Source organism: Burkholderia sp. 567, from assembly GCF_040545115.1.
In the GTDB taxonomy this organism is placed as follows: Bacteria; Pseudomonadota; Gammaproteobacteria; order Burkholderiales; family Burkholderiaceae; genus Burkholderia; species Burkholderia ambifaria.
The window spans coordinates 99,162-114,261 of sequence record NZ_JBEPLG010000008.1; the positions used below are offsets into that span (position 1 = coordinate 99,162).

The following is a 15,100-nucleotide window of genomic DNA, read 5'->3' on the forward strand; positions in this document are numbered from 1 at the left end:
CGGCTGCCGCGGCCGGGCACGCCGGCCCGGCGGACGGATGGGCGGGCGGCTCGGCGAGGCGGGTGCGGCGGATTGCGGTGCACCGTCGCGGTGCGCGACGGGTCCCGATCGGCCGGTCTGGGGCGACCGACTTCCGGGTATAATTACGGCCTTCCTTTCGCCCCACGTCGCCACTTCGCGCGACTCATCGACGTCAGTCCAGCCCATGGCTCACTTCTCGTGTTTTCCCGGCGCTTCGGCCCTCTCCGATTTCCGTCAAACCCGTCTGCTCGACACGCTCAGGCAAATCGACGCCAACATCGTCGCGGTGCGCGGCCAGTTCCTGCACTTCGTCAATGCGGCCGAGCCGCTGTCGGCCGACGACAGCGCACGCATCGACGCGCTGATGCACTACGGCGCGCCGTTCGAGCCGGCGGCCGAGAAGGGCGCGACCGAGACCTTCGTCGTGCTGCCGCGCTTCGGCACGGTTTCGCCGTGGGCCAGCAAGGCGACCGACATCGCGCAGCACTGCGGCCTCACGCAGGTGCGTCGCATCGAGCGCGGCGTCGAATTCACGGTCACGCTGAAGTCGGGCCTGCTCGGCGGCAAGAAGGCGCTGTCCGACGACGCGCGCGCAGCCGTCGCCGCCGCACTGCATGACCGGATGACCGAAAGCGTGGTCGCCGCGCGCGACGACGCGAAGCACCTGTTCGACGAACTGCCGGCCAAGCCGCTCGCGACCGTCGACGTGCTGGGCGTCGGCCGCGGGGCGCTCGAGCGCGCGAACGTCGAGCTGGGCCTCGCGCTCGCCGATGACGAAATCGACTACCTGGTCGACGCGTTCCGCAAGCTCGAACGCAACCCGACCGACGTCGAGCTGATGATGTTCGCGCAGGCGAACAGCGAGCACTGCCGCCACAAGATCTTCAACGCGCAGTGGACGATCGACGGCGAGCCGCAGGACATGTCGCTGTTCGCGATGATCCGCAACACCGAGAAGTTGAGCCCGCAGGGCACGATCGTCGCGTATTCGGACAACTCGTCGATCATGGTCGGCGCCGAAGCCGAGCGCTGGTTCCCGCGCAACGCGGGCGCGGCCGGCGAGCCGGGCGAGCGCTATGGGCGCCACACCGAACTCACGCACACGCTGATGAAGGTCGAGACGCACAATCACCCGACGGCGATCTCGCCGTTCCCGGGCGCGGCGACCGGCGCGGGCGGCGAGATCCGCGACGAAGGCGCGACGGGCCGCGGTGCGCGTCCGAAGGCCGGCCTCACCGGTTTCACCGTGTCGAACCTCGACCTGCCCGGCGCACGCCAGCCGTGGGAAAACGCCCGCGACGCGGCGCAGCCGCTCGGCGAGCGCAACCCGAACGACGTGCACGGCCCGTACGGCCGTCCGGACCGCATCGCGTCGCCGCTGCAGATCATGATCGACGGCCCGCTCGGCGGCGCCGCGTTCAACAACGAATTCGGCCGTCCGAACCTCGGCGGCTACTTCCGCGTGTACGAGCAGAACGTCGACGGTCAGGTGCGCGGCTATCACAAGCCGATCATGATCGCGGGCGGCCTCGGCAACATCGCGGATCAGCATACGCACAAGCACGATGTGCCGGCAGGCTCCCTGCTGATCCAGATCGGCGGCCCCGGCATGCGGATCGGCATGGGCGGCGGCGCGGCGAGCTCGATGGCGACCGGCGCGAACACGGCCGAACTCGACTTCGACTCGGTGCAGCGCGGCAACCCGGAAATCGAGCGGCGCGCGCAGGAAGTGATCAACGGCTGCTGGCAGCTCGGCGCGGAAAACCCGATCCTGAGCATCCACGACGTCGGCGCGGGCGGCCTGTCGAACGCGTTCCCCGAGATCGTCGACGGCGCGGGCAAGGGTGCGCGCTTCGAGCTGCGCAAGGTCGCGCTCGAGGAATCGGGCCTGTCGCCGCGCGAAATCTGGTCGAACGAGGCGCAGGAGCGCTACGTGCTGGCGATCGCGCCGGCCGACCTGCCGCGCTTCGAGGCGATCTGCGCACGCGAGCGCTGCCCGTTCGCGGTGGTCGGTGTCGCGACCGACGAACGCCAGCTGAAGCTCGTCGACGACGAAGCGACGGGCGCCGACGAATACCCGGTCGACATGCCGATGGAAGTGCTGCTCGGCAAGCCGCCGCGCATGCACCGCGACGTCGCGCGCGTCGCCACCGAGCGCGCGCCGGTCGACGTGACGGGCATCGCGCTGTCGGAAGTCGCGGTCGACGTGCTGAAGCACCCGACGGTCGGCAGCAAGTCGTTCCTGATCACGATCGGCGACCGTTCGGTCGGCGGCACGTCGGTGCGCGACCAGATGGTCGGCCCGTGGCAGGTGCCGGTGGCCGACTGCGCGGTGACCGCGCTCGACTACGCGGGCTTCAAGGGCGAGGCGATGACGATGGCCGAGCGCACGCCGCTCGCGGTGATCGACGCGCCGGCATCGGGCCGCATGGCCGTCGGCGAGGCGATCACGAACATCGCGAGCGCGCCGATCGCGTCGCTCGACAAGCTGAAGCTGTCGGCGAACTGGATGGCCGCGTGCGGCACGGCCGGCGAGGACGCCGCGCTGTTCGATACGGTCCGGGCGATCGGCATGGAGCTGTGCCCGGCGCTCGGGATCGGCATTCCGGTCGGCAAGGACTCGCTGTCGATGAAGACCAAGTGGGACGAGCAGGGCGTCGCGAAGGAAGTGGTGTCGCCGGTGTCGCTGATCATCTCCGCGTTCGCACCGGTCGAGGACGTGCGCCGCCACCTGACGCCGCAACTGCGCCGCATCGCCGACGCGGGCGACAGCGTGCTGATCGCGATCGATCTCGGTCGCGGCAAGCACCGGATGGGCGGCAGCATTTTCGCGCAGGTCACGCAGCAGGTCGGTGACGCGACGCCGGACGTCGACGATCCGGAAGACCTGAAGCGCTTCTTCAACGCGATCCAGACGCTCAACGCGCAAGACAAGCTGCTCGCGTACCACGACCGCTCGGACGGCGGCCTGTGGGCGACGGTGTGCGAAATGGCGTTCGCGGGTCACGCGGGCGTGTCGCTGAACGTCGACATGCTGACGCTCGACCCGAATCACGAATCCGACTACGGCGACGCGAAGGACTGGGCGAAGCAGACGAGCGGCCGTCGCGAGGATCGCACGCTGCGCGCGCTGTTCTCGGAAGAGCTCGGCGCCGTCGTGCAGGTGCGCGCGGCCGATCGCGACGTGGTGCTCGGCGCGCTGCGCGAGTTCGGCCTGTCGGCGTGCTCGCACGTGATCGGCACGGTCAACGAGCGCGACGTGATCGAGGTGTACCGCGATGCGAAGAAGATCTTCGACGCGCCGCGCGCCGAACTCCATCGTGCGTGGGGCGAAGTGAGCTGGCGCATCGCGCGCCTGCGCGACAACCCGGCTTGCGCGGACGCCGAATACGACGCGCTGCTCGATGCGGCGGACCCGGGCATCTCGCCGGTGCTGACGTTCGATCCGGCCGACGACATCGCCGCGCCGTTTATCGCGACGGGCGCACGCCCGCGCGTCGCGATCCTGCGCGAGCAGGGCGTGAACTCGCACCTCGAAACGGCGTACGCGTTCGACCGCGCGGGCTTCGACGCGCACGACGTGCATATGAGCGACCTGCTCGCGGGCCGCGCGACGCTCGCCGATTTCGCGGGCGCGGTGGCGTGCGGCGGTTTCTCGTACGGCGACGTGCTGGGCGCCGGCGAAGGCTGGGCGAAGACGATCCGCTTCAACGCGAACCTCGCCGACATGTTCTCGGCGTTCTTCGCGCGCCCCGACACGTTCGCGCTCGGCATCTGCAACGGCTGCCAGATGCTGTCGAGCCTCGCGTCGATGATTCCGGGCGCCGAGGCGTGGCCGAAGTTCACGCGCAACAAGTCGGAGCAGTTCGAGGCGCGCTTCTCGTTCGTCGAAGTCGAGAAGTCGCCGTCGATCTTCTTCGCGGGGATGGAAGGCTCGCGGATTCCGGTGGCGGTCGCGCACGGCGAAGGCTATGCGGACTTCTCGCAGCAGGGCGACATCGATCGCGTCGCGGTCGCGATGCGCTACATCGACCACCGCGGCGAAGCGACCGAGCGCTATCCGTTCAACCCGAACGGGTCGCCGGCCGGCATCACGTCGGTCACGACGGCCGACGGCCGCTTCTCGGTGCTGATGCCGCACATGGAGCGCGTGCACCGCACGGTCACGATGAGCTGGCATCCGGAAGATTGGGACGAAGCGAGCCCGTGGATGCGCGTGTTCCGTAACGCACGCCGCTGGATCGGCTGATGTTCGATCCGCACGCACCGGTCGAGATCGTCACGCTGCGCGATGAACGCGCCGGCGACGTCGATGCGATCGGTCGCGTGATCGTGGCCGCGTTCGCGGACGAACCGCAGCATGGGCAGCTCGAGCGGCAGATCGTCGACGCGCTGCGCGCGGATGGCGCGCTCGCCGTGTCGCTCGTCGCGGAGCGCGACGAGCGCGTGATCGGTCACGTCGCGTTCTCGCCGGTGTCGATCGGCGGCGCGCCGGCCGGCAGCCACGCATGGTACGGGCTCGGGCCGCTCGCGGTGCGGCCCGAATGCCGGCGCCGGAGCATCGGTGCGGGGCTCGTGCGCACGGGGCTCGACGCATTGCGCCGGCTCGGTGCGCGCGGCTGCGTCGTGCTCGGCGATCCCGCGTACTACGCGCGTTTCGGCTTCGTGCCGTCCGGCGATCTCGTGTTCGCGGATGAGCCGCGCGAGTATTTCCTCGCGCTGGCGTTCGACGAAGCCGCGCCGCGGCCGTCGGGTGCGGTCCGCTATCACGCTGCGTTCTATCCCGCATAGCGGTTCGCCGCGCTGTCCGAACAGGGTCCCGGATCCCGCCGTTCCGAAAAGAAGCCGCTTAGAAGCGGCTTTTTCTTTGCGCGGCCGGGCAGGGCGGCGCGCGCCGTATCCGTGCGCATCCGGGCCGCAACGCGCGGGTCGACCGCAGCCGGCGCGGCGTGTGCCGCAGCCGCACGCACGCATGAAAAAGGCCGCTCACGGGGAGCGGCCTTGGCATGGGCGAATGTCGCCGACGTTACTGGATCTTCGCCTGCTGGCGCAGACCTTCCTCGAACGCCTGCAGCTTTTGCTGCACGATCTGCTGCGCGATCTGCGCCTTCACCTGATCGAACGGCGGCGGGGCGACGTCGCGGATGTCGTCGGCACGGATGATGTGCCAGCCGAACTGCGTCTTCACCGGCGTGTCGGTCATCTGGCCTTTCTGCAGCTTCTGCGCGGCCGCCGCGAATTCCGGCACGTACGCCTTCGGATCGGACCAGTCGAGGTCGCCGCCATTCTTGCCCGAACCCGGATCCTTCGAGTACTGCTTCGCGAGATCCTCGAACTTCGCGCCGCCCTTGATCTTCGCGATCAGGTCCTTCGCTTGTTGCTCGCTTTCGACGAGGATGTGATGCAGGTGGTACTCGCGGTTGCCGCCGGCGCCCTTCACGAGCTCGTCATAGCGCGCCTTCACTTCCGCGTCGCTCGGCTGGTTCTTCTTCAGGAAGCTCTCGATCATCGAGCGCAGCACGACCGTCTGCTGCGCGACGGCGACCTGCGCCTTCACGTCCGGACGGTTCGGGATGCCTTCGCGGATCGCTTCCTGCATCAGGATTTCGCGGTTCACGAGTTCCTGGCGCACGGCCTGCTGCAGTTGCGGGCTGTCGGTCTGACCTTGCTGGACGAGCTGCGCGACCATCGCGTCGGCGCGCGACTTCGGAATCGGCGTGCCGTTCACGACGGCGATGTTCTGGGCGAATGCCGGTGCCGCTGCAAAAGCAGCCGCCGCGACCCACAGGCGGGGGGATTTCAGGATCATCGGGAATTCCTGTTGAGACTAGATTGAAGATTCGTTGAATTCTTCGGGCGTATAAGCCACGATCGCGAGCGCGTGAATGCCGCGCTGCATCGCATCAGCGAGCGCATCATACACCAGCCGGTGCCGCGCCACGCGTGGCTTGCCCGCGAATGCGGCCGACACGATCGTGACCGTGTAGTGGCCGCCGGCGGCCGCGCCGGCGTGGCCCGCGTGCTGCGCGCTGTCGTCGCGCACCGCGAGCGACAGTGGCGCGAGCGAGGCGGTCAGGCGCGCTTCGATCAGCGCGATGCGCTCGTCGGGCGAGGCGTCGAGAAAGGCGTCGGTCATGTCATTCGTCCTTCAGGTACTTCGTGAGCCACAGGCTCTGCAGGATGATGAACACGACCATCGCGCCCGTCGTCCCGAACAGCTTGAAGTTCACCCACTGCGATTCGGTGTAGTTGTGCACCACGTACAGGTTCGCGACGCCGAGCACCGCGAAGAACATCGCCCACGCGACGTTCAGCTTGTCCCACACGGGATGCGGCAGCGTGAGCTGCTTGCCCATCATCTTCTCGATCAGGTTGTTGCCGAACGCATAGCGTGCGGCGAGCAGCCCGATCGCAAACAACCAGTACAGCACTGTCGGTTTCCATTGAATGAATTTTTCGTCATGCAGGACGAGGGTGGCGCCGCCGAAGACGACGATCACGCCGAGACTGACCCACAGCATCGTGTCGACCTTCCGGTGCCGGAAGGCGACCCACGCGACCTGGGCCAGTGTCGCGACGATCGCGACGGCGGTGGCGGTGAAGATGCCCCAGACCTTGAAGGCGGCGAAAAACAGGATGATCGGAAACAGATCGAACAGGAATTTCATGGCGCTCGCAGCTGCGTGAAAGACCGCATCGCGCGGCCTTTCACCGTTGTGGGGACCCGCCAGGCGACACCGTCCGGGATCGGCGCAGCCGGCGAAGCTGCCCGACCGATCCGTCCGGCGCCGCTCATTCGTTTTCGGGTCGGGACTCGAAGTTTAACGCAGCCGAATTGATGCAGTACCGCAAACCGGTCTTGTCGCGCGGGCCGTCCTCGAACACGTGGCCGAGATGCGCGCCGCAATGGTTGCAGCGGACCTCGACGCGCACCATCCCGTGCGTGCGGTCGATCTTCTCGTCGATCACCTCGCCGTTCAGCGGCTTGAAATAGCTGGGCCAGCCGCAGCCCGAATGGAATTTCGCGCCGGATTCGAACAGCGGCGTGCTGCAGACGACGCATTTGTAGATGCCGGCGTCTTCGGTGTCGGTGTATTCGCCGGTGAACGCGCGCTCGGTCGCCGCATGCTGCGTGACTTCGTACTGCATCGGCGTGAGCCGGCGGCGCAGCTCGGCGTCGTCCTTCTGGTACGGGTAGGTTTTATCGTCGGTATCGTGTGACATGTGGGAGTTCTCCTGATCGGTCGGTCGGGTCGTGCGGGTCACGACGAACAGCTCACTTCGAGCGACCCGGCCCAGTCGGGCGGCAATGCCGCATACGCTTCATGTTCCGGTTGTTCGTCGAACGGCCGGCGCAGCACCTGCGCGAGTCGTTCGACTTCGGAAAAGTCTTTTTCCTTCGCGCGCCGGATCGCGACTTCGGCCAGATGGTTGCGCAGCACGTATTTCGGGTTCACGCGGTTCATCGCGGCCGCACGGGCCGCGTCGTCGCGCGTCTCCTCGGACAGCCGCGCGCGGTAGAGGTTCGCCCACGCGTCGAACGCGTCGCGATCGATGAACAGGTCGCGCACCGGCGCGTCGCGGCTCGCGTCGTGCTTCGACAGCTGCGCGAGCCGGCGGAACGTCAGCGTGAAGTCCGCATGGCTCGCGTGCATCGTTTCGAGCAGCTTGTTCGCGAGCTCGGCGTCGTTTTCGCGTTCGAGCTCGAGGCCGAGCTTCGCACGCATCGCGCGTTCGAGCGCGGGGCCGAAGCGTTCCGGAAACTTCGCGAGCACGGCCTGCGCGTCGTCGACCGCGCGCTCGGCGCGCGCATCGTCGTCGGCGATGCCGTGCTGCAGCCCGATCAGCGGCAGCAGCGCCTGCGCGAGGCAGTAGCAGTTCCAGTGCGCGATGCGCGGCTGCATCCGGTACGCGTAGCGGCCGCTCGTGTCGGAGTGGTTGCAGATGTGATTCGCGTCGAACGCGTCGACGAAGCCGAACGGGCCGTAGTCGATCGTCAGGCCAAGGATCGACATGTTGTCGGTGTTCATCACGCCATGGCAGAAGCCGACGGCCTGCCATTGCGCGACGAGGTCGGCCGTGCGCAGCATCGCGGCTTCGAGCAGCGCGAGGTAAGGATCGTCGGCGTCGCGGCACGCCGGATAGAAGCGGTCGATCACGTGATCGGCGAGCTGGCGCAACAGGTCCGGGCGATCGTTCGAGAAGAAGTGCTCGAAGTGGCCGAAGCGCACGAAGCTCTCCGACACGCGCGTGACGACGGCCGACGTCTCGATCTCCTCGCGCACCACCGGCTGGTCGGAGCCGATCACCGTGAGCGCGCGCGTGGTCGGGATGCCGAGGTGATGCATCGCTTCGGAACACAGGAATTCGCGAATCGACGAACGCAGCACGGCGCGGCCGTCGCCCATCCGCGAATACGGCGTGCGGCCTCCGCCCTTGATCTGCAGCTCGTAGCGTCGGCCATCGGTGCCGGGGAGTTCGCCGATCGTCAGCGCGCGGCCGTCGCCGAGCTGGCCGGCCCACACGCCGAACTGGTGACCGGAATACACCGACGCGTACGGCAGCGCGTGCGCGGGCCAGTCGCGCGTCGGGTTGCCGGCGAACAGCTCGGCGAAGCCGGGCTGGGTGGCGAACGATGCAGGCAGGCCGAGCAGCTGCGCGACTTCGTCGGAACAGCCGACGACGTACGGCGCGGGCAGCGGCGCGGCCGGCAGCCGCGTATGAAACGCGTCGCCGAGCGTGACGAACGCGCCAAGGGCCGGCGCGCCGAGCGTGGCGGCGAGGTCGGGGAGAGTGTCAGCCGCATCGGCTGCGCTTCGGGAAAACGACATGTTGAGCGCCTCTGGGTAAGCCGATATTGTAAGGCGGCGCCGCGCCGCCCGCATGGCGGCCCGCGTGCGTTGCGCGACGCCCGTCCGGCCGTGGACGGGCCGCAAGCCGGCGCACCGCTTCAAGGCTGGTCACCGATTCGCGTCCTTCCGGGAGAACAAGACGATGGGTAAGCCGTTGCTGGGCCAGATGATGGACATGCCGTTGCTGGTGTCGTCGCTGATCGCGCATGCCGCGCGTTATGCGGGCGACACGGAGATCGTGTCGAAGCGCGTGGAAGGCGACCTGCATCGCTACACGTACCGCGACTGCGAGCAACGCGCGAAGCGCCTCGCGCAGGCGCTCGCCCGGCTCGGCGTCGAATCGGGCGACCGCGTCGGCACGCTGGCCTGGAACGGCTACCGGCACCTGGAGGCGTATTACGGGATCGGCGGGATGGGCGCCGTGTGCCACACGATCAACCCGCGCCTCTTTCCGGAGCAGATCGCCTACATCGTCAATCACGCGGAAGACCGCTACGTTTTCTTCGACATCAATTTCGCGCCGCTCGTCGATTCGATCGCGCCGCAGTGCCCGCACGTGAAGGGCTGGATCGCGATGACCGACGCCGCGCACGTGCCGTCCGGCGCGCTGCCGTACCTGTGCTACGAAACGCTCGTCGACGCCGAAGACGGCCACTATGACTGGCCGCGCCTCGACGAACTGCAGGCGTCGGGCCTCTGCTACACGTCGGGCACGACGGGCAATCCGAAGGGCGTGCTGTATTCGCATCGCTCGACGGTGCTGCACGCATACGGCGCCGCACTGCCCGACGCGATGAACCTGTCGGCGCTGGACGCCGTGCTGCCCGTCGTGCCGATGTTCCATGTGAACGCGTGGGGGCTGCCGTACGCGGTGCCGCTCACGGGCGGCAAGCTCGTGCTGCCCGGCAAGGACCTCGACGGCAAGTCGCTGTACGAACTGATGGAGGCCGAGCGCGTGACGTTTTCCGCGGGCGTCCCGACCGTGTGGCTCGGGCTGCTGAACTACATGCGCGAGGCCGGCGTGCGCTTCTCGACGCTGAACCGCACGGTGATCGGCGGCTCCGCGTGCCCGCCCGCGATGCTGCGCACGTTCGAGGACGAATACGGCGTGCGCGTGATCCACGCGTGGGGGATGACCGAGCTGTCGCCGCTCGGCACGCTCGCGAAGCTGAACTGGGCGCAGTCGCAGCGGCCGCTCGACACGCAGCGCCGGTTGCTGGAAAAGCAGGGGCGCGTGATCTGCGGCGTCGACATGCGCATCGTCGGCGACGACGGCCACGAACTGCCGTGGGATGGCGTCGCGTTCGGCGAACTGCAGGTGCGCGGGCCCTGGGTGATCGATCACTACTTCCGGAGCGATACGTCGCCGCTGTCGGACGGCTGGTTCCCCACCGGCGACGTCGCGACGATCGACCCGGACGGCTTCCTGCAGATCACCGACCGCAGCAAGGACGTGATCAAGTCTGGCGGCGAGTGGATCAGCTCGATCGACATCGAGAACGTCGCGATCGCGCACCCGGGCGTGGCCGAAGCCGCCTGCATCGCCTGTGCGCACCCGAAATGGACCGAGCGTCCGCTGCTCGTCGTGGTGCCGCGCGAGGGGGCGAACCTCACCCGCGACGCGCTGCTCGCGTTCTACGAGGGCAAGGTCGCGAAGTGGTGGGTGCCCGACGACGTCGTGTTCGTCGAATCGCTGCCGCACACCGCCACCGGCAAGCTGCAGAAGCTGAAGCTGCGTGAGACGTTCCGCGACTACGTGCTGCCGACGGCGGTCGGCGAGCCGTAAGCCGGGGCCGGCGACGATCCAACACGCAGTCCGCCACGCGGTCGCCCGATCCGGCCCCCGGATCGAAGAAAATTCAAATTGAACGACCGTGCTTTTTCGTTGTATGCTGCCTCCGTTCGATCCGGACATGCGGCCGTTCGACCGCGCACAATGAAGCGCAGCCACCCCGGCGCGCGATGCATGGAGGCAGGCAGATGGCAGTGGATTACTCGACTCGCGACGGCGTGGCCGTCATTACGCTCAACAATCCGCCCGTCAACGGGCTCGGCCTGTCGACGCGCCAGGGCGTCATGGACGCGCTCGATCGCGCCCTGCAGGACGCGTCGGTCACGGCGATCGTGCTGACAGGCGCCGGCCGCGCGTTCTCGGGCGGCGCCGACATCACCGAATTCAATACCCCGAAGGCCCTGCAGGAGCCGACGCTGCACACCGTGATTCGCGCGGTGGAGGCGAGCGCGAAGCCGGTCGTCGCGGCGCTGCACAGCGTCGTGATGGGCGGCGGCCTCGAGCTCGCGCTCGGCGCGCACTATCGCGTCGCGGCGCCCGGTGCTCAGGTCGCGCTGCCCGAAGTGAAGCTCGGCCTGCTGCCGGGCGCGGGCGGCACGCAGCGGCTGCCGCGTGCGGTGGGCCTCGAAACCGCGCTGAACATGATCGTGTCGGGCGCCCCGGTGCCGTCGGAGCAGCTCGCGAACAGCGGGCTGTTCGACGCGATGGCCGACGGCGACCTGCTCGACGCGGCCGTCGCGTTCGCGCGCAAGGTCGGTGCGCAGAAGGGGCCGCACCCGCGCGTGCGCGATCGCAAGATCGTCCACGAGAACGCCGCGGGCTTCATCCAGTTCGCGCGCAATTCGGCGCGGGCCGCCGCACCGAATTTCCCCGCGCCGCACAAGTGCATCGACGCGATCGAAGCCGGCGTGCTGAACGGTTTCGACAAGGGCAGCGCGGCCGAGCGTGAGGGCTTCGTCGCGCTGATGATGACGCCGGAAAGCCGCGCGCTGCGGCATGCATTCTTCGGCGAGCGCGCGGCGAGCAAGATTCCCGACGTGCCGGCTGACACGCCGGTGCGCGAGATTCGCCGCGTCGGCGTGATCGGCGCGGGCACGATGGGCGGCGGGATCGCGATGAACTTCATCAACGCGGGCCTGCCCGTCACGCTGCTCGAGACGAAGCAGGACGCACTCGAGCGCGGGCTGGCCACGATCCGCAAGAACTACGACGCGCAGGTGAAGAAGGGCAAGCTCACGCAGCAGAAGCTCGACGCGCGCATAGCGCTGATCACGCCGACGCTGTCCTATGACGACCTGAAGGACGCGGACCTGATCGTCGAGGCCGTGTTCGAGGAGCTCGGCGTGAAGGAGCAGGTGTTCGGCCAGCTCGATGCCGTGGCGAAGCCGGGCGCGATCCTCGCGTCGAACACGTCGACGCTCGACGTCGACAAGATCGCCGCGTTCACGAAGCGTCCGCAGGACGTGGTCGGCATGCACTTCTTCAGCCCCGCGAACGTGATGAAGCTGCTCGAGGTCGTGCGCGGCGCGCAGACCGCGAAGGACGTGCTCGCGACCGTGATGGCGGTCGCGAAGAAGATCCGCAAGACGGCGGTCGTGTCGGGCGTGTGCGACGGCTTCATCGGCAACCGGATGATCGAGCAGTACATCCGCCAGGCGCTCTTCATGCTCGAGGAGGGCGCGCTGCCCGCGCAGGTCGATCGTGCGATCGAGAAGTTCGGTTTCGCGATGGGCCCGTTCCGGATGAGCGACCTCGCCGGCAACGACATCGGCTGGGCGATCCGCAAGCGCCGCTACGTCGAGAAGCCCGATCTGCAGTATTCGAAGATCGCCGACCGCCTGTGCGAACTGGGCCGCTTCGGCCAGAAGACGGGCGGCGGCTGGTACGACTACGTGCCGGGCGATCGCAAGGCGAAGCCGTCGGCGCTCGTCGACGAGATGGTCGTCGCGTATTCGAAGGAGCGCGGCGTCGAGCGGCGCAAGATCGGCGACGACGAGATCGTCGAGCGGCTCGTGTTCGCGCTCGTCAACGAAGGCGCGAAGATTCTCGAGGAGAAGATCGCGTCGAAGGCGTCCGACATCGACATGGTCTACCTGACCGGCTACGGCTTCCCGCTCTGGCGCGGCGGCCCGATGCTGTACGCGGACATGGTCGGCCTCTACAACGTCGAGCGGGCGATTCGCCGCTACGCGGCCGCGCCGAACGGCGACGCGTGGCAGCTCGCGCCGTCGATCGTCGAGCGGGCGGCGGCCGGGCGCGGATTCAACGACTGACGGGCCCGCGTGACGGCACGGCGAGGCCCGCAAGGAGAAACGCAATGAAACGCACCGACGACGTATTGCTCGTGATCGACGTGCAGTACGACTTCATGCCGGGCGGCGCACTCGCGGTGCCGGACGGCGACGCGGTCGTGCCGGTGATCAACGCGCTCGCGCGACGCTTCGACCAGGTCGTGCTGACGCAGGACTGGCACCCGCGCGAACACGTGTCGTTCGCCGCGAACCACCCGGGGCACGAGCCGTTCTCGACGCTCGCGCTGCCGTACGGCGAGCAGGTGCTGTGGCCCGTGCACTGCGTGCAGGACACCGAAGGCGCGGCGCTGCATCGCGATCTCGACATTCCGCACGCCAGGCTCGTGATCCGCAAGGGCGGCGACGCCCAGCTCGACAGCTATTCCGCGTTCGTCGAAGCCGACCGCACGACGCGCACGGGGCTCGCCGGCTATCTGCGCGAGCTCGGCGCGAAGCGCGTGTGGTGTTGCGGGCTCGCGACCGACTATTGCGTCGCGTGGTCCGCGCTCGATGCGCGCGCGGCGGGCTTCGAGGCCGCGGTGATCAACGATGCGTGCCGTGCGATCGACCTGAACGGGTCGCTCGCGCACGCATGGCAACAGATGCAGGCGGCGGGCGTCGCACATGTGACGTCCGCGGGCGCGCGCCCGACGGCGTAGCGCATTCCCATCCGATTCAGGACATGAAGCAGGACCGAAGGAGACTCGCATGACCGAAGCCGTAATCGTATCGACCGCACGCACGCCGCTCGCGAAATCGTGGCGCGGCGCATTCAACATGACGCACGGCGCGACGCTCGGCGGCCACGTGGTCGCCGCCGCACTCGAACGCGCGAAGCTCGACCCCGCGCGCATCGAGGACGTGATCATGGGTTGCGCGAACCCCGAAGGCGCGACCGGCGCCAACATCGCGCGGCAGATCGCGCTGCGCGCCGGGCTGCCGGTGAGCGTGCCGGGGATGACGGTGAACCGTTTCTGCTCGTCCGGCCTGCAGACGATCGCGCTCGCCGCGCAGCGGATCATCGCGGGCGAGGGTGACGTGTACATCGCAGGCGGCGTCGAGTCGATCTCGTGCGTGCAGAACGAGATGAACCGGCACATGCTCCAGGAAGGCTGGCTCGTCGAGCACAAGCCGGAGATCTACTGGAACATGCTGCAGACGGCGGAGAACGTCGCGAAGCGCTACGGGATTTCGAAGGAGCGGCAGGACGCGTACGGCGTGCAGTCGCAACTGCGGGCCGCGGCCGCGCAGGAAGCCGGGCGCTTCAACGACGAGATCGTGCCGATCACCGTGCGCGCGGGCATTGCCGACAAGGCGACGGGCCGGCTGTTCACGCAGGACGTGACGGTGTCGGCCGACGAAGGCATCCGGCCCGACACGACGCTCGAAGGCGTGTCGAAGATCCGTTCGGCCGTGCCGGGCGGCGTGATCACCGCGGGCAATGCGAGCCAGTTCTCGGACGGCGCGTCGGCGTGCGTGGTGATGAACGCGGATGTCGCGCAGCGCGAAGGGCTGCGTCCGCTCGGCGTGTTCCGCGGTTTCGCGGTGGCCGGTTGCGAGCCGGACGAGATGGGCATCGGGCCGGTGTTCGCGGTGCCGAAGCTGCTGAAGCAGGCCGGGCTGAAGGTCGACGACATCGGCCTGTGGGAACTGAACGAAGCGTTCGCGGTGCAGGTGCTGTACTGTCGCGATACGCTCGGGATTCCTGAGGACCGCCTGAACGTGAACGGGGGCGCGATCGCGGTCGGCCATCCGTACGGTGTGTCGGGTGCGCGCCTGACCGGCCATGCGCTGATCGAAGGCAAGCGGCGCGGCGTGAAATACGTGGTCGTCACGATGTGCATCGGCGGCGGGCAGGGGGCGGCCGGGCTGTTCGAAATCGTTTGATTGCGACTGACCGACTCGCGGCTTCTCGAGTGGAAGCCGCGAGCGCCGGCCTTCGCAGGCCATTCGAAAGGAACCGGAAGTAAAACGCATTCATTCGATGCTGCCGTTTCCCCTTACTTGTCAAACGAATTGACGCATCTATACTTGCTCTGACATTTGCCTTTCGGCGGGATGGGCCAGCGCGTGCGTTGCACCGACGCTCGCGACGCGTTTCCGGTAGCCGGCGAAGACGATGCAGCACGCGTTTCCGGCACCGT

General features: G+C 68.2%; 11 protein-coding genes. 6 read left to right on the forward strand and 5 right to left on the reverse strand.

The annotated features are described in order from the left end of the window. Positions 1-205: 205 nt before the first annotated feature. Together purL and ABIC50_RS23040 are read left to right on the forward strand one after the other, a co-directional pair. On the forward strand, positions 206-4,270 hold the full coding sequence (gene purL / locus ABIC50_RS23035) for a phosphoribosylformylglycinamidine synthase (protein ID WP_175675518.1): 4,065 nt from the start codon (positions 206-208) through the stop codon (positions 4,268-4,270). After that, positions 4,270-4,812 carry a GNAT family N-acetyltransferase gene (locus ABIC50_RS23040; protein WP_354166986.1) on the forward strand — a complete coding sequence of 181 codons (543 nt, stop codon included), beginning with the start codon at positions 4,270-4,272 and terminating at the stop codon, positions 4,810-4,812. The genes purL and ABIC50_RS23040 overlap by 1 nt, the downstream gene beginning before the upstream one ends. A gap of 235 nt (positions 4,813-5,047) precedes the next feature. Here ABIC50_RS23040 and ABIC50_RS23045 read toward each other — a convergent pair whose 3' ends face one another. The 5 genes from ABIC50_RS23045 to ABIC50_RS23065 all read right to left on the reverse strand — a co-directional run bounded on the left by ABIC50_RS23045 (position 5,048) and on the right by ABIC50_RS23065 (position 8,852). Continuing rightward, entirely contained in the window at positions 5,048-5,830 is a 783-nt protein-coding gene (locus ABIC50_RS23045) for a peptidylprolyl isomerase (protein WP_165751569.1), read from the reverse strand. An 18-nt stretch (positions 5,831-5,848) separates the two neighbouring features. After that, positions 5,849-6,157 carry a BolA family protein gene (locus tag ABIC50_RS23050; RefSeq protein WP_012364068.1) on the reverse strand — a complete coding sequence of 103 codons (309 nt, stop codon included), beginning with the start codon at positions 6,155-6,157 and terminating at the stop codon, positions 5,849-5,851. A 1-nt stretch (position 6,158) separates the two neighbouring features. Further along, complete coding sequence (locus ABIC50_RS23055) at positions 6,159-6,689, reverse strand: septation protein A (RefSeq protein WP_105834071.1); 531 nt, start codon at positions 6,687-6,689, stop codon at positions 6,159-6,161. A gap of 124 nt (positions 6,690-6,813) precedes the next feature. Next, positions 6,814-7,245, reverse strand: a complete 432-nt coding sequence (msrB, locus tag ABIC50_RS23060) for a peptide-methionine (R)-S-oxide reductase MsrB (RefSeq protein ID WP_011657150.1) — start codon at positions 7,243-7,245, stop codon at positions 6,814-6,816. Positions 7,246-7,283: 38 nt separating this feature from the next. After that, on the reverse strand, positions 7,284-8,852 hold the full coding sequence (locus ABIC50_RS23065) for a protein adenylyltransferase SelO (RefSeq protein WP_126228036.1): 1,569 nt from the start codon (positions 8,850-8,852) through the stop codon (positions 7,284-7,286). A gap of 163 nt (positions 8,853-9,015) precedes the next feature. Here ABIC50_RS23065 and ABIC50_RS23070 point away from each other — a divergent pair, with 163 nt between their 5' ends. From ABIC50_RS23070 to ABIC50_RS23085, 4 genes are all read left to right on the forward strand, one after another. Next, entirely contained in the window at positions 9,016-10,659 is a 1,644-nt protein-coding gene (locus ABIC50_RS23070) for a 3-(methylthio)propionyl-CoA ligase (protein ID WP_354166988.1), read from the forward strand. A gap of 194 nt (positions 10,660-10,853) precedes the next feature. Continuing rightward, positions 10,854-12,938, forward strand: coding sequence for a 3-hydroxyacyl-CoA dehydrogenase NAD-binding domain-containing protein (locus ABIC50_RS23075; protein WP_354166991.1), 2,085 nt, complete (start codon positions 10,854-10,856; stop codon positions 12,936-12,938). 44 nt (positions 12,939-12,982) lie between these two features. After that, positions 12,983-13,615: a bifunctional nicotinamidase/pyrazinamidase gene (gene pncA, locus ABIC50_RS23080; RefSeq protein ID WP_006753411.1), complete on the forward strand. Its 633-nt coding sequence runs from the start codon at positions 12,983-12,985 to the stop codon at positions 13,613-13,615. A 49-nt stretch (positions 13,616-13,664) separates the two neighbouring features. Next, positions 13,665-14,843, forward strand: a complete 1,179-nt coding sequence (locus ABIC50_RS23085; RefSeq protein WP_126228033.1) for an acetyl-CoA C-acyltransferase — start codon at positions 13,665-13,667, stop codon at positions 14,841-14,843. Positions 14,844-15,100 lie beyond the last annotated feature (257 nt).